This is a genomic window from Sphingopyxis panaciterrulae, from assembly GCF_014199295.1.
GTDB classification, from domain to species: Bacteria; Pseudomonadota; Alphaproteobacteria; order Sphingomonadales; family Sphingomonadaceae; genus Sphingopyxis; species Sphingopyxis panaciterrulae.
The window spans coordinates 47,600-64,310 of record NZ_JACIJH010000013.1 but is presented as its reverse complement, the minus strand read 5'-3'; the positions used below and the strand labels follow the sequence as shown (position 1 = coordinate 64,310).

General features: G+C 66.1%; 13 protein-coding genes and 1 tRNA gene. 2 read left to right on the top strand and 12 right to left on the bottom strand.

The window, feature by feature from the left end; all coding sequences use genetic code 11:
* Nucleotides 1-366: 366 nt before the first annotated feature.
* The 3 genes from FHR21_RS16510 to FHR21_RS16500 all read right to left on the bottom strand — a co-directional run bounded on the left by FHR21_RS16510 (nt 367) and on the right by FHR21_RS16500 (nt 3,254).
* Nucleotides 367-442: transfer RNA gene (locus FHR21_RS16510), tRNA-Ile, on the bottom strand.
* A gap of 56 nt (nt 443-498) precedes the next feature.
* Nucleotides 499-1,518: a polysaccharide deacetylase family protein gene (locus tag FHR21_RS16505; RefSeq protein WP_184100307.1), complete on the bottom strand. Its 1,020-nt coding sequence runs from the start codon at nt 1,516-1,518 to the stop codon at nt 499-501.
* A 29-nt stretch (nt 1,519-1,547) separates the two neighbouring features.
* Nucleotides 1,548-3,254: a histidine kinase dimerization/phospho-acceptor domain-containing protein gene (locus FHR21_RS16500; protein WP_246427281.1), complete on the bottom strand. Its 1,707-nt coding sequence runs from the start codon at nt 3,252-3,254 to the stop codon at nt 1,548-1,550.
* 96 nt (nt 3,255-3,350) lie between these two features.
* Here FHR21_RS16500 and FHR21_RS16495 point away from each other — a divergent pair, with 96 nt between their 5' ends.
* Nucleotides 3,351-3,824: an Lrp/AsnC family transcriptional regulator gene (locus tag FHR21_RS16495; RefSeq protein ID WP_184100305.1), complete on the top strand. Its 474-nt coding sequence runs from the start codon at nt 3,351-3,353 to the stop codon at nt 3,822-3,824.
* A gap of 78 nt (nt 3,825-3,902) precedes the next feature.
* On the opposite strand, the gene FHR21_RS16490 is transcribed toward FHR21_RS16495, so the two are convergent.
* Complete coding sequence (locus FHR21_RS16490) at nt 3,903-5,219, bottom strand: tetratricopeptide repeat protein (protein ID WP_184100303.1); 1,317 nt, start codon at nt 5,217-5,219, stop codon at nt 3,903-3,905.
* Nucleotides 5,220-5,373: 154 nt separating this feature from the next.
* Entirely contained in the window at nt 5,374-5,670 is a 297-nt protein-coding gene (locus tag FHR21_RS16485) for an Hpt domain-containing protein (RefSeq protein WP_184100301.1), read from the bottom strand.
* A 68-nt stretch (nt 5,671-5,738) separates the two neighbouring features.
* Here FHR21_RS16485 and FHR21_RS16480 point away from each other — a divergent pair, with 68 nt between their 5' ends.
* Nucleotides 5,739-8,111, top strand: a complete 2,373-nt coding sequence (locus tag FHR21_RS16480) for a hypothetical protein (protein WP_184100299.1) — start codon at nt 5,739-5,741, stop codon at nt 8,109-8,111.
* A gap of 151 nt (nt 8,112-8,262) precedes the next feature.
* Here the strand turns inward: FHR21_RS16480 and FHR21_RS16475 are convergent, their stop codons facing one another.
* The 7 genes from FHR21_RS16475 to nuoL are packed head-to-tail and all read right to left on the bottom strand — an operon-like array spanning nt 8,263 to nt 16,710.
* Nucleotides 8,263-8,523, bottom strand: a complete 261-nt coding sequence (locus tag FHR21_RS16475) for a DUF1467 family protein (RefSeq protein WP_184100297.1) — start codon at nt 8,521-8,523, stop codon at nt 8,263-8,265.
* A gap of 16 nt (nt 8,524-8,539) precedes the next feature.
* Nucleotides 8,540-10,174 (bottom strand): ribonuclease J, encoded by a 1,635-nt coding sequence (locus tag FHR21_RS16470; protein ID WP_184100295.1) that lies wholly within the window; start codon nt 10,172-10,174, stop codon nt 8,540-8,542.
* A complete protein-coding gene (locus FHR21_RS16465) occupies nt 10,171-10,956 on the bottom strand; it encodes a type III pantothenate kinase (RefSeq protein ID WP_184100293.1) in 786 nt (261 codons plus the stop codon). The genes FHR21_RS16470 and FHR21_RS16465 overlap by 4 nt, the downstream gene beginning before the upstream one ends.
* 3 nt (nt 10,957-10,959) lie before the next feature.
* Nucleotides 10,960-11,763 (bottom strand): biotin--[acetyl-CoA-carboxylase] ligase, encoded by an 804-nt coding sequence (locus FHR21_RS16460; protein WP_184100291.1) that lies wholly within the window; start codon nt 11,761-11,763, stop codon nt 10,960-10,962.
* Nucleotides 11,685-13,124, bottom strand: coding sequence for an NADH-quinone oxidoreductase subunit NuoN (gene nuoN, locus FHR21_RS16455; protein WP_184100289.1), 1,440 nt, complete (start codon nt 13,122-13,124; stop codon nt 11,685-11,687). The genes FHR21_RS16460 and nuoN overlap by 79 nt, the downstream gene beginning before the upstream one ends.
* Nucleotides 13,121-14,665, bottom strand: coding sequence for an NADH-quinone oxidoreductase subunit M (locus FHR21_RS16450; protein WP_184100287.1), 1,545 nt, complete (start codon nt 14,663-14,665; stop codon nt 13,121-13,123). Before FHR21_RS16450 ends, nuoN begins: the two co-directional genes overlap by 4 nt.
* The gene (nuoL, locus tag FHR21_RS16445; RefSeq protein WP_184100285.1) at nt 14,662-16,710 is read right to left on the bottom strand and encodes an NADH-quinone oxidoreductase subunit L; all 2,049 of its coding nucleotides are present in this window, start codon (nt 16,708-16,710) and stop codon (nt 14,662-14,664) included. The genes FHR21_RS16450 and nuoL overlap by 4 nt, the downstream gene beginning before the upstream one ends.
* Nucleotide 16,711 lies beyond the last annotated feature (1 nt).

Sequence of the window (16,711 nt, the reverse complement as noted above, 5' to 3'; positions counted from 1 at the left end):
CTGACCGGCTGCTATTGATACCGGCTGAAGCTGGAGACGCGAGCGGCCGATGCTGTTGAAAAAGTCCCAAGGGTTTTTGGCGGGCAACATCGGAACGGGCCAGCGTGGCTCGCGTATCAATCATTCGCGTACAGCCCTCTCGAATCTGGAAGCTTGTAGTTTCGATCGCCAGCTTTGGCCTTCTTCACCTGCAAAGTGGTCAGAGTCATCGATACCCCGAAAAGCGGAGTCCGATACCCCAAAATACCCCCACGATTCGACGAGACGTCGTGGTCTCTCTTGAGACGATATGGACGAGGGATGCACAACAAGATCTTGTTAAACAAGGCATTATTGATACCATATCGACATCATGAAAAGAAGGGATGGTGGGCCCGGCAGGACTCGAACCCGCAACCTAGCCGTTATGAGCGGCCAGCTCTAACCATTGAGCTACAGGCCCCCGAGGGGATGTGCGGGCGATAGCGGAGCGCGCGCGACGTTGGCAAGCCGCTTCGCTCAGGCGGACGCAGGTTCCGCCATCGCCGCGATCGCGTCGGCATCGGTCGGCTCGACGCCGCGCCGTGCGAGATGGTCGAGCAGCACGTCCCACCAGCGATACAGATGGTCGAGATCGGCGGCGCTGCGCACATAGGGCGTATTGCCCGGTTGCAACGACGGCGAGTGAAAGGAGAAATTGAGCACCGGCAGGCCGAGGTCGATAGCGATGTCGACGGCGCGACACGCGCGCTCGGCGGGGATGCCCTCGGGTGTCAGCGCGATGCGCTCGACCAGGCCGAGCCGCGCGATCAGCGCCCGCGTCAAAGTCCCTTCGCGGGCGATGCGGTGATAGAAGCGCTGCCCGACCCGGCCAAGCAGTCCGCCGAACACCGTGGTCACGGGCATTTCGAGCAGCGGGCCCGCCGGCGTCCGCACGCGCCAGGGATGAAGCGGCGCGTCGCGATAATCGGGGCCGTGACCGGCACGATAGTCGAAACCGCTGCGCACCGACGTGTCGCAGCGAAAGCCGAGTTCGGCCAGCATCGACGCGCTGTCGGGACCGAGGCCATAGCGCCCGGCGCGATAGACCGTCGGGGCAACGCCGAACCGGTCGCGGATCGCATCACGCAGCGCGGTCATCTTCGCGCGCTGCAGGTCGGACGGGAGATTGCCGGTATAGCTGTTGCGCGCGTTCACCGCCTCCTCGTGCGGCGGGGTAACCCAGGGGTGGAGCTGGGCGCCGATATCGCAGCGCCCCGCCGCCTGCGCCGCGCCGAGGATGGCGAGCGCGCGGTCGTCGGCGACGATCGGCCAGTCGACCAGATAGATGGGACGCACCCCCGCCTGCTCGAAATAGGTCTGACAATCGGCGAGTGCCGGAACCGAGTCGAGCCGATAGCCGGTCCGCGCGAAGGGCGCCGACCAGTCGAAATCCTCCTCGGTATCGATCGTGACCCAGAAGCGGGGCCGTTCGCCCGCCGGAAGACCGATGAGGTCCGCCGCAGCCGGTCGATCGAACAGATTGCCCCCAGGCTGCACGCCATTTCCCTTCGCTGCGGGTCTCGTCGTCAGTCGCCCTGCCGGGCTCCCCGGTCGGCCCCGGCGCTGGGGTTGGCCGAGGGCAGGTGCAAGGTCAAGGCGTTATGCCCGATATCGAGACGTCCCCCGGCCGCTCGCGCCAGGCTGTCGACAAGCCGCAGCGAAAAGCCCAGGCTGAGGATCGCAGCGCCCGGCGCCTCGCCTTCGGGGCTGTAGCCGGGGTCGAGCAGCTCGGCCGCGCTGGCGAAACGGATGGCGGCGGGGCGGACCAAGCGCAGTTGCAGCATGTCGTCATGTGCCCGTTCGGTGACCAGTTGGCCGACGAGCACACTGCCCGGCTCGGATACGTCGACCAGCGCGGTCAACAGGCGACCGATCATGCGCCGTGCGTTCGCCTCACCCGTCTGCGCCAGAAAGGGGCCGCCGATCCGCGAGATGCTGAGGCCGACATAATGGTCGTTCGACAGGCCGGCGAGGTCGGCTTCGACCTGCACCAATATGGCGCCGATATCGGTGATGTCGCCGGAGGATACAGGCTCGGCGGTCGTCTTGGCGCCCGCCTTCGCGGCCGTTTCGAGGTCGTCGATGATCGCCTGGACCGCAGTGGCGTCGGCGACGATGGCCTGGGCCATTCCTCGATACCCCTGGTTCACGGGCCCGAACATTTGGCCCGAGATGATCTGCGCGAAACCCGAGATCGCGTTGAGCGGGCTGCGCAGTTCATGGATGAGCTGACGGATCGAATCGCCGGCGCCGCCGCCGAAGTCCTCGGCGCGCCGCCCATAAGGCGTCTCGTTGCGCTGCGGGCGCCGGGCGCTGCCGCGATAGCCGCGGAACTGCCCCGTCGCGGGCTCGAACCAGGGCAAGGCCGAAAAGCGCCATTCGCCGGCATCGGCGGGCGTGCCCTCCAGGATCATGCGCGCGTTGACGATCTCGGCGCGCTGGCGAAAGCCGCCGGCGGCGATGCCGTCGACGCCCGGTTCGCCGCCGAACGCGGCTTCGGCGATCGACAGCCCGACGATCGCACCGCGCGCGACGCCTTCGACCCAGCATATGACGCCGTCGGGCCCGGTCTCGAACAGGAAGGAATCGCGCGGCGCGCTGCGGATGGCCGGCTGCTGGCTGCGACTCGACTGGAATTTGTCGATGCGCCGGACAAGCTCGCTGATCTGGCTCGGTATCGTATCGACGTCCGCGGCAGGCTGGTCGGACTCGGCAAGACCGTCGGGTTGCGGCAGTGCGACCGATCCGCTGCCCATCGCGGCGAGCGCGCGGCGCACGGCGGTCGGCAGATCCTCGCGCCCGGCCAGGACCGAACGCGCCATCGGTCCGGTCGCGGGCAGCATCGCCAGCCAGTCGGCCTCCGAAAGCCGGGCCTTGCGCAGCATCGTCGCCGAGACAGCGGGAACGTCGTTGGCATAGAAGGCCACGAGCGGTGCGAAACGGCCGTGTCGGGCGACGGCTTGGGCGCAGTCGCGGCGGACCTTTTCCGGGACGTCGCGGCGCAGCACCGCGAGCGCGTGCAGCGACCGGCGAATATCGTCATCCGCCAGTTGATTGCCGCGCTGCGCGAGAATATCGGAGATTTGCCGCCACGCCGCGACGCTGGCGCGCGCGTCCGTTGGCGCCTGGCGCAAGATCGTCGCGATCATCGTGTCAACAGTCACGCGGAGCGGCCCCACACCCGGTTCATTGGTTAGCGTATCCTTGTCGGCTAGCGTGAATCCGCCGGTCATGAAAGTGTCTTAACCATCGCGTCGCATTGTGGGACAATTGCAATCGGCTGAAATAATATTATGGTCGCCGCAAGCTTGGAAAGCGGAAGTTACAAAATGGCGAGCCAAAAATTCGATCAGATCGACTTGCAGATTCTCGGCGAACTCCAGAAAAACGGCCGGATCACCAATGTCGAACTGGCGCAGATGGTCGGGCTGACCGCCCCGCCCTGCCTGCGCCGGGTCCGCGCCCTCGAAGAATCGGGGGTCATCCGGTCCTATCATGCCGACCTCGACGCCTCGAAGCTCGGCTACGGCATCACCGTGTTCGCGATGGTCAGCCTGCGCAGTCAGGCCGAAGCCGACCTCAAGGCGTTCGAGGATTATGTCGGAAGCCTCGCCGAAGTGCGCGAATGCTATATGCTGAACGGCGAGATCGACTTTCTGCTCAAGGTGGTCGCGCGCGATCTGCAGAGCTTTCAATCCTTCCTGACCGCGCATCTGACGTCGGCGCCCAATGTCACCAGCGTCAAGACGTCGTTGACGATTCGCACCGCCAAGCAACTGGCCGGGATTCCCGTCGAACTCTGACGCGCTCTATCCGCCGAATCGAAAAGGGGGCGCCATCCTTTCGAGTGGCGCCCCCTTCCCTTTTGGTCGGTCGCGACCTCAGCCCCCGGTGGTGGGCTGTGCCGGAGCGGCGGGTGCCGCAGCCGCGGGGGCGGCGGGAACCGCATCGAGCTTGGCGACCCAGAAACGGCTGAGCAGCTTGTAGGCTCCGGTAATCTGCCCGAAACCCGCCTTGGCGGCGGCGGTGTCGCCGGACAACGCCTGAGCCACCGCAAGACGATAGGTCCACGTCTCCTTGTCCGCACCGCCCGCCGACGCGGCAGCCTGATAGAGCGGAATCGCCTGAGCATAATGGCCGTAGCCGATGAGCGCATCCCCGGTAGCACCCGCAACCTTGGGGTTCGAAAGCGTGGACGGCTTCTTCGCATAGGCGTCGAGCGTCGACTCCTCGTCGCCGGCGCGCTCGGTCTGTGTTTTCAACATGTCGTTGAGCTGCGAATCGCTGGCTTTCACGATTCCGCTCTGCTTGCTGTCGCGGATAACGGAGACGGCTTCGCCGGGCAGCGCCCCCTCGGTCGCGAGCGCTGCATATTCGGCGACTTCATTCCGGTTGAGCAGCGAACCGGTTGCGCGCATCAGGCGGAAGACGTCGAGCGACATGGCTTTGTTGCCGCTGGTGGTGCCGAGCAGCAACCGCAGCGTCTGGTTCCAGGTCTGCGGGTTCGGATAGGCCTGGACGCGCAGCGCCAGCATATCGAACATCTCGTCGTTGCGGTTCGCTTCCTGCAGCGCGCGCGCGGGGATGACGAACATTTGCTCAGACGGCCGCTGGCCGGCGGCGAGCGCCTTGGTGATCGTGTCCTTGGCGAAGGCGACGCCCTTGTCGACCTGACCCGATTTCACATAGCTGTCGAGCAGCACGTCGGGCAGCGCCGCTTCGGTGGACCCGGCGGCGTGCGCCGCTTCGAGCCGCTGGGCCGCTTTGGCATAATCCTTCGCCTGATAGGCGAACTGGCCGGAGAAGAAATTATAGACCGCCGCGTCGGTCGCCGGCACCACCCCCGATTCGAGCGCGGTGTCGAGCCCCTGCGCCTGCAGCGCCTGATCCTTCGTCAGAACGCCGAGCTGCAACGTATAGAAACCCAGGAAATATTTATCGTCGTTCGACGTCGCGGCGCTCTGACCTTCGGTGACGGCCGCTTGCAGGCCCGCCGCATCCTTCTTCTTCAGCGTCTCGTCCATCTTCTGGGCGATGGGCATGAAGCCTTTGCTCGGCGAAAGCTTTGGCCCTTGGGCAGTGTCTTCCTTCTTCTGCTTTTCACGGGCCACGGCAGGGGTCGCGGCGGTCGCCATCAGCGCACAGCCCAGCACGGCCGCCATCGCCGTCGCGGGCATCGAGCGGAAACGGTGAAACATCAAAATCTCTCCTCTGAAGCGGTCGCTGTCGGGGCGACCGCAATTCGGTAACGCGGCTAGACCGCTCGCGTTGCCAAGGCAAGACAGCCAGGATCGATTCGCACTGGCGCCGAACGGCTGAACGGGGATTGAACCCGGTTCGTCGAAGACGGGGTCAGGAGATGGCGTCGAGCGCGGCCGTAATACGGCGCAGCACCGCCGGATCGCCGGGGGCACCCGCGATGGCTTCTTCGGCGAGTTGGATCAGCGGCACGATACCGAAGGTCGCCGCCAGGCCCTTCAGGCGCTCTGCGGCGACAGCCCAGTTCGCATCGCAGCGCGCGCGGCGCATCAGGTCGGCCAGATCGCGCGCGCTGCCAACAAAGGCGCGACGCAAATCTTCTGCCATGGCGGCATCGTCGCCGAAGGCGGCGCTCAGATAGCGATCGATGGGGCCGCTGTCGAAGGACATCCCGCTGCCTTGGCAGGCCATGGTTAAGTTTGGGTTTCGCGACCGTCATTTGCTGGTAAGATGGGGGCATGACGGGGCATAAGAAAATCGTCGGTTTGTGGCGGGATTCCGCGACGAGCTCGGATGCGACCGAAACGCCGGCGGCCGAGGCCGCGACGGCCGAACCTATGGGCGCGGACGAAGCGGGCGAAAGCCGCGCCGAACCGTCAACCGAGCGCGAATGGCTCGACATGTCAGCACTTGCCGAAAGCGACGAGGCCGACGAGGCCCCCGCCGACACGCCATGGCGCGACCGCACGGGCCCCACGCTGCTGGGTCTTCTCGCGACTGGCTGGACCCTTTTCGCGGCATTGGCCGCGACCGACGGCTTCGCGCACATCCCTGCGCTGGCCGACTGGCCCGCGCTGATCGCGACTATCGCCATGCCGTTGACGTTGCTCGCGGTTTTGTGGATGGCCTGGCTGCGGTCGGGACGGTCGGAGCAGGCCCGCTTCGCGAGGGTCGCGGCGGCGCTGCGCTCCGAAAATGCGACGCTCGGGGAATCGTTGCGCTCGCTCGGCCAGCATCTCGCCGATGCGCAACAGCAGCTTTCGGATCAGGCCAGGATCGTCCAGCAACTCGGCCTCGACGCCGCGGCCCGGCTCCACGAAAGCAGCGACCGGCTTGCCAGCAACGCATCAGTGATCGCCAATGCGAACGACCAGCTCGCGCGCTCGGGCGACGTCGCGATGCAGCGCATGGACGGGCTGCTCGCCGGCCTGCCCCGGATCGACGATGTCGCGCAGCGCCTTGCCGTCAATTTTCGCGAGGCCGGACTGGTTGCGCATCAACAGGGCGCCAACCTCGAGGCCAGGCTTGCCGCGCTCGCCGAGGAAGCGACCAGGGCGGCCGAAACCGGGCAGGCATCGGCCACCAGCCTCGATGAGGCGATCGCGGCGTTGCAGGCTCGAACCAAAACGACCGAGGCTGAACTGCTCGCCGCCTCGGCACAGGTCACGGGCGCGCACGGCAAGACCCTGGCCCAGATCAGCAGCGCGGCGGCGACCGCGCGCGACGACATGACCGCGACGGTCGCGGCACTGTCCGACCGCATGGACGAGAGCCTGCGGCTGTTCCGCGAGGGCGTCGACGGCGCTGCATCGCAGCTCGATGCGCGGCTCGCTGCGGCGCGCGAGGCCGGCGATGCAATCGGGGCCGGGATCTCGGCGCATGGCGAGGCGAGCGAGGCGCTGGCGCAGCGGATCAAGGGCGATGTCGCTGCCGTCCAGGAACAGCTCGAACTGCTTGACGTCAGCGTCTCGGCGTCGAGCGGCGTCATCGGCAAGGCGATCGAGGACACCAAGGGACAGCTCGAGGCCTTCATGGTCGAAACGACCAAGGGTAACAGTTCGGCGCATCAGCTCATCACGCACGCCGAATCGCTGCTGCTGGCGCTCGACGCGGTCACACGCGAACTCGACGAGACGCTGCCGCGCGCGCTCGATCGCATGGACGCGCACGGCAAGACGACGCGGTCCGCCCTCGCCCAGATGAAGCCGATGCTCGAAGCGTCGGAGATGGTTGCCCAGTCGACCCTGTCGCACGTCAATGCGGTAAAGGCGACGCTGCAGACCAACGAAGCGCAGATGACGGGTCACGCCGAAACGCAGCAGGCATTGGTGGAGCGGATCAACGGCGCGCTCGGCGAGGCTGACGCCGCGCTCGCCAGGCTGCGCGCCGGGGCCGACGAATTCGCCGAACAGGGCGGCGCGAAGATGGCCGCGACGCTGGGCGAGGTGCGCGGCACCGCCGAAGCCGCCGCCGCCGATGCGCGCAAGACGCTCGATGCGCTGGTCGCCGGCGCCCGCGAAGCGATGGAGGCAACCGCGACCGAAGCGATCGACGCCGCCTTCAAGACCGAGGTGACGACGCAGCTCGCCGCGATCGAGGCGGCGTCGCAGCGCGCGGTCGAGGCCGCGAACGGCGCCGCCGACCGGCTGATGCGCCAGATGATCACGATCATGGACACGAGCGCGAGCGTCGAGCAGCGCGCGATCGAGGCCGAACAGGCGATCGCCGCCTCCGACCGCGATTCGCTCGCCAAGCAGGTCGGCCTCCTGACCGAGGCGCTCAAATCGACCGCGATCGACGTGACCAAGATCCTGTCGCAAGAGGTCAGCGATACCGCATGGGACGCCTATCTGAAGGGCGACCGCGGCGTCTTTGCGCGGCGCGCGGTCAAGCTGGTCGAGAGCGGCGAGGCAAAGGAAATCCTGCGCCTCTATCAGAGCGACGACGGCTTCCACGCCGCGGTCAATCAGTTCATCCACGATTTCGAGGCGATGCTCCGCCTGCTGATCGGCGCGCGCGACGGTTCCGCGATCAGCGTGACCCTGCTCTCGTCCGACATCGGCAAGCTCTATGTCGCGCTCGCCCAGGCGATAGACCGGCTGCGGGGCTGATCGGGTTTCTGCGATGACGGCTGTTCCCTCCCCTTTTTCATTCCCGCGAAAGCGGGAATCCAGCGTGGGATCAGCCGAGGCTCGCTCTGGATTCCCGCTTTCGCGGGAATGACAAGGGTGCCGGCGGTACTTCTGACGGAGGCTGCCCGTATCACGCCCGCCCGGCGATGACGTCGGGGTCGACCCAGCCCAGATGATAGGCAAGATAGAAGGCGAGGAAGACGATCGCGCTGACGATCGTCATCTGGAGCAGAATGCGCAATGGCCGGATGCGCGCCGGCGCGCCCGGCTCCTGCCCCCTGACCTGTGGCACCGCGTCGTCCTCGGATCGGCGGCCGTGGAAAGGCAGCACGAAGAAGGCGCTGAACACCCACAGCAGGAAATAGATGGCGAGTGCCGACGTCCATTTCATCGCCCGATCCTCCGCATCAGATATCGACGATCAGCACGTCGACGATCGGCTTCTTGCCGGTCCATTCGGTTGCGACGCGCCGCACGCCAAGGCGGATCGCCTCACTCAGCGCGTCGCGGTCGCGCGCCTTGCCCGTCGCGGCCTGCTCCGCCGCCTCGTTCAGCTCCTCGAGAAAGGTCTCGCGGTCATCCTCGACCGGCACGCCGCGATAGCGGATTTCGCTGTCCTCGAAGCGCCCGTCGCGCAAGACGACGGCGACCGACATCTGACCGTTGAGCGACAGCTTGCGCCGCTCGTTCAGCGTCTCGCCATCGGCGGGAAGGATTACGTCGCCGTCGAGGACGAGGCGCCCCGAGCGGACGCGCTCGACGATCTTCGCCGGTCCCGGCGCGAGGCGGCAGAGGTCGCCATTCTCCTGCACCAGCGCCGTTCGCACGCCGCGTTCGACCGCGAAGCGCGCCTGCTCGTGCATATGGCGGATTTCGCCATGCACCGGCACGATCAGCTTCGGCCGCAGCCAGCCGTAAAGCGCGGCGAGTTCGGGCTTGCCCGGATGGCCGCTGACGTGGATATGCGCCTGCTTCTCGGTGACGGTGAGCACGTCCTTCGCGGCGAGCTGATTCATGATCCGCCCGATCGCGATCTCGTTCCCCGGAATCTGCTTCGATGAAAAGACGACCGTGTCGCCCGCCTCCAGCTTGATCTGGTGAACGTCGCCCGCCATGCGCGCGAGCGCGGCGCGCGGCTCGCCCTGCCCGCCGGTCGCGATCACCATGACCTGGTCGCGCGGCAGCCGCATCGCCTCGTCGTAATCGACCGTCGGCGGAAAGTCCTTGAGATAGCCGACCGAGCGCGCGACGCCGAGGATGCGGTCGAGCGAGCGCCCGGCGACGCAAAGGCTGCGTCCGGTGGCGCGCGCGACCTCGCCCAATGTGTGGAGCCGCGCCGCGTTCGAGGCGAAGGTGGTGACGACCACCCGCCCCTTGGCCTCGCCGACCGCCGCGACGAGACCGGCGCGCAGGTCGCCCTCGCTCCCCGATGCTTCGGCGTTGAAGACATTGGTCGAATCGCAGACGAGCACATCGACGCCCTCGTCGCCGATCGCGGTCAGCGCCGCCGCGGTCGCCGGCTTGCCGAGGATCGGTTCCTCGTCGAGCTTCCAGTCGCCGGTGTGGAAGATGCGGCCATAGGGGGTGTCGATGACCACGGCGCTCATTTCGAGGATCGAGTGCGCGAGCGGCACCATGCGCAGCCCGAACGGGCCGAGACGGAAGCTGGCGTCGAAATCGACGATATGGACCTCGACCTCCTTCTCCATCCCCTCTTCGGCGAGCTTGTGCGCGATCAGCCCCGCGGTGAAGCGATTGGCATAGAGCGGCACGCCAAGCTCGGCGGCGAGATAGGGGATGGCACCGATATGATCCTCGTGCCCATGGGTCAGCACGATGCCGAGCAGATCCTTGCGCCGATCCTCGATGAACTCGAGGTCGGGCATCACGATGTCGATGCCCGGATAGTCGGGCGTGCCGAAGCTGACGCCCAGGTCGAGCATGATCCACTTGCCGTCGCAGCCATAGAGATTGGCGTTCATGCCGATCTCGCCCGACCCGCCGAGCGCGAGGAAAAGCAGTTCCTTGCCGGGAACGGTCATGATGTCGGGCTCCGCTGGTTATAAAGATGCATCAGCCCGTTCAATGTCAGGTCGGGCTCGACGCGGTCGAACAGGTGGGCCTGTTCCTGAAACAGGATCGCGAGGCCGCCGGTCGCGATGATGGTGAGCGGCTTGTCGATCTCGGCCCGCATCCGCGCGATCAGCCCCTCGATCATCGCGACATAGCCCCAATAGACGCCGATCAGCATCTGGCTTTCGGTCGTGCGCCCGATCACGCTGCTCGACGCGGGCGCCTCGATCGCGATACGCGGCAGCTTCGCGGCGGCGTTGACCAGCGCTTCGAGCGACAAATTGACCCCCGGCGCGATGATCCCGCCCAGATAGGCGCCGTCGGGGCCGATATGGTCGAAAGTCGTCGCGGTGCCGAAGCTGATGACGAGCTTGTCCTTGCCCGGCTCGATCGCTTGCGACGAAATGGCGTTGCACGCGCGGTCGGCGCCGACCGCCTGCGGCTCGTCGACCTTGAGCGCGATGCCCCAACTCGCCGGCTCGCGCCCGGCGACCAGCGCCTCGACGCCGAAATATTTGTCGGCGAGCAATTGCAGATTGTGGAGCGCGCGCGGCACGACGGTCGAGATGATAACCGCGTCGATCTCGCCGCGATCGAGTCCCTCGAGGCGCAGGAGTTGGTCGAGCCAGACCATATATTCGTCGGCCGTGCGCCGGTCGTCGGTCGCGATCCGCCACCGCGCGAGCGGCTCGGCGTCGCAGAAGACGGCGAACTTGGCGTTGGTGTTGCCGACATCGATGGCAAGCAGCACGGGCTAATTCCCTTCCTGGAGCGGGCGGCGCAGTTCGATGTCGCCCGCATGGATCAGCATGACCTCACCGCCCTCGCGGCGCAAGCGGAGCGCGCCGTCGGGCGCGAGACCGTCGAACGTGCCGTCGACCCCCTGCTCCGACACATGCAGCGGCGTACCGACCGGATGGCCGAGCGGCAGCCAGGCGTCGACGATGCGCGTCACGCCCTCCCGCCGCCAGGTGCGGAGCGCCTCGACCAGCGCGACCGCCAGCGCCTTGGCAAAGCGGTCGCGGTCGATCGCCACGCCCCGGCTCGCGAAGGTGAAGGTCGGACGATCGGGCAGATCGGGTGCCGAGACCAGATTGACCCCGATGCCGATCACCACGGCATCGCCGCTGCGTTCGAGCAATATGCCCGAGCATTTCGCCCCGTCGACGAGCAGATCGTTCGGCCATTTGAGCTGCAACGGCACCGACGGGGCAAAGGCCTTCACCACCTTGGCCAGCGCGACTCCGACGACCAGCGCCAGCGTCGCAGGCGACGGATCGCCGGCGGCGAGCTGCACGACGGTCGATCCCATGAAATTGCCCTGCCCGTCGCCCCACGGACGACCGAGCCGCCCGCGCCCCGCGGTCTGGCGGTCGGCGATCAGCCAATGCCCCTCGCCGACATGTTCGCCGCGCGCCAGCCGCGCCAGCAGGTCGGCATTGGTCGAACCGGTCTGCTGGGTCCGCTCGATCGGCGGGATCAGAACAGCACCGAAGCGGCGCTCGCCGCGGCCACCGCCAGCATCGGGATGAACAGATAGCCGATCACCGACAGCCACAGCGCGCTGACGGCGATCACCGCGCCCTCGACCCGCGACCCATCATTGCGGATGGCCGCCTCGGCCTCGTCGTCGAAGTACATCGTCTTGACGATCGCGATATAGTAAAAGGCGCCGATCACCGACACGACGACCCCGGCGAACGCCAGCGGCACGAGCCCCGCGTTCACCGCGGCCTCGAATACCAGATACTTGGGCCAGAAGCCGAACAGCGGCGGAATCGCGGCGAGGCTGAACAGGAACACCGCCATCGCTGCGGCGAGCCCGGGCTGGCGCTTCGACAGGCCGGCATAGGCCGGAATGCTTTCGACCATCCGCCCGTCGGCGTCGCGAAGCTGCATGACGAACAGGAAGGCGCCGATCGTCGTGACGACATAGACGAGCAGATAGGTCAGCACCGCTTCGACCCCCTGCTGCGTTCCGGCGGCGAGACCGATCAGCATGAAGCCGACATTGTTGATCGACGAATAAGCGAGCAGGCGCTTGATGTTCTTCTGCCCGATCGCTCCGACCGCGCCGAGAATGATCGAGGCGAGCGACAGGAAGATGATGATCTGCTGCCACGCCGCGAGCGCCGGACCCTCGGCGCCCATCGCATCGATCAGGACGCGCACGAGCAATGCCATCGCCGCGACCTTCGGTGCGCTGGCGAAGAAGGTCGTCACCGGCGTTGGCGCGCCTTCATAGACGTCCGGGGTCCACATGTGGAATGGCACGGCACTGATCTTGAACGCCAGGCCCGCGATCACGAAGACGATGCCGAACAGCAGGCCGATATCGACCTCGCCCGTCATCGCCGCGGCGACGCCCGCGAAATCGGTGGTGCCCGAGAAACCATAGAGCAGCGAGATGCCGAAGAGCAGGATGCCCGAGGCGAGCGCCCCGAGGACGAAATATTTGAGTCCCGCTTCGCTCGACCGGTCGTCGCCCCGCATGAAGCTGGCGAGGACGTAGGACGCGAGGCTGTTGAGCTCGAGCCCGACATAGAGCGTCATCAGGTCGCGCGACGAGGCCATGATGCCCATGCCGAGCGCCGCGAAAACGATCAGCGCCGAATATTCGGCGCGCATCGTGTCGCCAAAATAGCGCGGCGCAATCGCGATGCAGACGAAGCTCGCGGCATAGATGATCAGCTTCGCGAAGCCGCCGAAGCCATCGACCGCGAGCGTGCCCGAAAAGACCGATGCCTCGGTCCCGAACAGCGCGACGACCGCGACGGCCGCGCCCGCGAGCACCAGCAGGGCGACGGCCTGATAAAGCCCGACCCGGCGGTCGCCCGCGAAGGCGCCGATCATCAGGGTGATCAGCCCGCCGATCGTCAGGATCAGTTCGGGCCAGATGAGCGCGAGATCGGCGGTCATTGCACGCCTCCCGCATGATGCGCGTCGCCGTGGGCAGCGTTCGCGGCCTTGGGCTTGCCGGCGGCAAGCTGCGCGTCGCCCGCAGGCTTGGCGGGCGCGAGCCGCGCGACGACCGTCGTCACGTCGCCGCGCATCGGCGCAAGGAAGCTTTCGGGATAGATGCCCATCCACAGCGCGACCGCGGCGAGCGGCACGAAGATCGCCCATTCGCGGGGCTTGATGTCGGGCATGGCCTTCACATCGTCCTTGGTCAGTTCGCCGAACACGATGCGGCGATAGAGATAGAGCATGTAGGCGGCGCCCAGGATGATACCGGTGGTGCAGGCAAGGGCAGCCCAACTCGACGCTTCATAGATGCCGGCGAGGCTCAGGAACTCGCCGACGAAGCCGCTCGTCCCCGGCAGCCCGATCGACGCCATGGTGAACAGCATGAAGAACAGCGAATAGGCCGGCATGTTGACCGCAAGCCCGCCATAGCGGCTGATCTCGCGCGTGTGCAGCCGGTCGTAGATCACGCCGACGCAGAAGAAGAGCGCGGCCGAGACGACGCCGTGGCTCAGCATGATGATCAGCGCGCCCTCGATTCCCCGCTGGTTGAAGGCATAGAGGCCCGCGGTGACGATCGCCATGTGCGCGACCGACGAATAGGCGATCAGCTTCTTCATGTCGCTCTGCACCAGCGCGACGAGGCTGGTGTAGACGACCGCGATCATCGACAACGCGAAGACGAGCCACATGAACTGCGCCGAGGCGTCGGGGAACATCGGCATCATGAAGCGCAGGAAGCCGTAAGACCCCATCTTCAGCAGCACGCCCGCCAGGATCATCGAGCCCGCGGTGGGCGCCTGAACGTGCGCGTCGGGCAGCCAGGTGTGGACCGGCCACATCGGCATCTTGACCGCCATGCTCGCGAAGAAGGCGAGCCACAGCCAGGTCTGCATCTCGGGCGGGAAATCATAGTTCAACAGGACCGGAATCTCGGTCGTCCCCGCCTCGCGGATCATCGCGATCATCGCGACGAGCATCAGCACCGAGCCGAGCAGCGTGTAGAGGAAGAATTTGAACGCGGCATAGATGCGGTTTTGCCCGCCCCAGATGCCGATGATCAGATACATCGGGATCAGCACGCCTTCGAAGAAGATATAGAACAGCAGCAGATCCTGCGCCGCGAAAACGCCGATCATGATGACTTCCATGATCAGGAACATCGCCATGTAGAGGCCGACGCGCTGCTTGATCGATTCCCAGCTCGCGAGGATGCACAGCGGCATCAGGAAGGTGCTGAGCACGATCAGCATCATCGCGACGCCATCGACGCCGAGCGCCCACTGGAAACGGCCGAACAGGTCGGCGCGCTCGACGAACTGCCATTGCGCGCCGCCGATGTCGAAATTCGCCCACAGCGCGATGCCGAGCGCGAGATCGGCCAGCGTCGCCGCGAGCGCTACCTGCCGCGCGGGCTTCGCCTCGAGCAACAGGCACAGGATGGCGGCGACCGTGGGGATCGCCAGCATCAGCGAAAGGATGGGAAGCTCGCTCACAGGAACCTCACCATCGCCCAGCTTGCAAGGCCGACGAGACCGAGCAGCATCACAAACGCATATCCATAAACATAACCCGATTGCAGCCGGACCGCGAGCCGGGTCCCCCCCTGGACGAGCGCTGCGGCGCCATCGGGGCCGAAGCGGTCGATGGTCCCCTCATCCCCGCGCTTCCAGAAGAAGCGGCCGATCGCGAAGGCGGGCTTCACGAACAGGATGTTAAAGAGCTCGTCGAAATACCATTTATTGAACAGGAATTTATACAGCAGCCCGAACTGCGCGACGAAGCGCGCCGGCAGCGCCGTGTTGCGGATATAGCTGTTCCACGCGATCACAAGCCCGATCGCCATGGCGGTGAAGGGCATCCATTTGATGAGCGTCGGCACCTCGTGCGCGGCGTGCATCAGATGTTCGTTGAAGAAGATGCTGCCCTTCCAGAACGCCGCACCTTCTTCGGGATAGATGAACGGGTGGTTGAAAAGGAAGCCCGCCAATACCGCACCGAGCGACAGCACGCCGAGCGGGATCAGCATCGAGATCGGGCTTTCGTGCGGGTGATAGCCCGCCGTACCTTCATGCGCGTCGGCTGCGTGTGCGTGATGGACATCGTCGCCCGAATGCTCATCGGCCGGATGATCGTGATGATCGCCGTGCACGGCATGCTGGATATGCTCGCTCGCGGCCCAGCGCGGCTTGCCGAAGAAGGTCAGGAAGACGAGACGCCATGAATAGAAGCTCGTCAGCAGCGCCGCGAAGGTGCCGACCCAGAAGGCGATCCGACCGCCGCCGCCCGCGGCATAGGCCGCCTCGAGGATGCCGTCCTTCGAATAGAAGCCGGCGAAGCCGAACACGCCCGCGATGCCGACGCCGGTGATCGCCAGCGTCCCCGCCATCATCGCCCAATAGGTCAGCGGGATATGCTTCCTGAGCGCGCCATAATAGCGCATGTCCTGCTCGTGGTGCATCGCGTGGATGACCGAGCCGGCGCCGAGGAACAGCAGCGCCTTGAAGAAGGCGTGCGTGAACAGGTGGAACATCGCCGCGCCATAGGCGCCGACGCCCGCCGCGAAGAACATGTAGCCGAGCTGCGAACAGGTCGAATAGGCGATGACGCGCTTGATGTCCCACTGCGTCGTGCCGACCGTCGCGGCGAAGAAGCAGGTCGCGGCGCCGACGAAGGTGACGACGCCGAGCGCGATCGGCGCGGCCTCGAACATCGGCGACAGGCGGCAGACCATGAACACGCCCGCGGTCACCATCGTCGCGGCGTGGATCAGCGCGCTGACCGGGGTCGGGCCCTCCATCGCGTCGGGAAGCCATGTGTGCAGCCCGAGCTGCGCCGACTTGCCCATCGCGCCGACGAACAGCAGCAGGCAGAGCACGGTCATCGTGTCGAGCCGCATGCCGAGGAAGCCGATCGTCGAGCCCGCCATGCCCGGCGCGGCGGCCAGGATTTCGGGGATCGAGACGGTATTGAACACCAGGAAGGTGCCGAAGATGCCGAGCATGAAGCCCAGGTCGCCGACGCGGTTGACGACGAACGCCTTGATCGCCGCGGCATTGGCGCTCGGTTTCTTGTACCAGAAACCGATCAGCAGATAGGAGGCGAGACCGACGCCTTCCCAGCCGAAGAACATCTGGACGAGGTTGTTCGCGGTCACCAGCATCAGCATCGCGAAGGTGAAGAGCGACAGATAGGCGAAGAAGCGCGGCTGATCCGGGTCCTCCTCCATATAGCCCCAGCTATAAAGATGGACGAGCGCCGAGACCGTCGTGACCACGACCAGCATCACCGCGGTCAGCGTGTCGACGCGCAATTCCCAGTTGAACTGCATCGCGCCCGAAGAGACCCAGTGCAGCACCGGCGTCACGCTCGGCTCGGCGTGTCCGCCGAGGAAGGACAGGAAGATCGGCCAGCTCAGCGCGCAGCTTGCGAACAGCGCGCCCGTCGTCACGATCTTCGACGCGAAGGTGCCGATGACGCGCTGGCCGAGGCCTGCGACAAGGGCCGCGAGCAGCGGCAGGAAAACGATAGCCTGGATCACC

Excerpts from the sequence above, each read along its gene's own strand:
- FHR21_RS16500 (WP_246427281.1), bottom strand. The coding sequence starts at position 3,254 with ATGACCGGCGGATTCACGCTAGCCGACAAGGATACGCTAACCAATGAA.
- FHR21_RS16495 (WP_184100305.1), top strand. The coding sequence starts at position 3,351 with ATGGCGAGCCAAAAATTCGATCAGATCGACTTGCAGATTCTCGGCGAA.
- FHR21_RS16490 (WP_184100303.1), bottom strand. The coding sequence starts at position 5,219 with ATGTTTCACCGTTTCCGCTCGATGCCCGCGACGGCGATGGCGGCCGTG.
- FHR21_RS16485 (WP_184100301.1), bottom strand. The coding sequence starts at position 5,670 with ATGTCCTTCGACAGCGGCCCCATCGATCGCTATCTGAGCGCCGCCTTC.
- FHR21_RS16480 (WP_184100299.1), top strand. The coding sequence starts at position 5,739 with ATGACGGGGCATAAGAAAATCGTCGGTTTGTGGCGGGATTCCGCGACG.
- FHR21_RS16475 (WP_184100297.1), bottom strand. The coding sequence starts at position 8,523 with ATGAAATGGACGTCGGCACTCGCCATCTATTTCCTGCTGTGGGTGTTC.
- FHR21_RS16470 (WP_184100295.1), bottom strand. The coding sequence starts at position 10,174 with ATGACCGTTCCCGGCAAGGAACTGCTTTTCCTCGCGCTCGGCGGGTCG.
- nuoN (WP_184100289.1), bottom strand. The coding sequence starts at position 13,124 with ATGACCGCCGATCTCGCGCTCATCTGGCCCGAACTGATCCTGACGATC.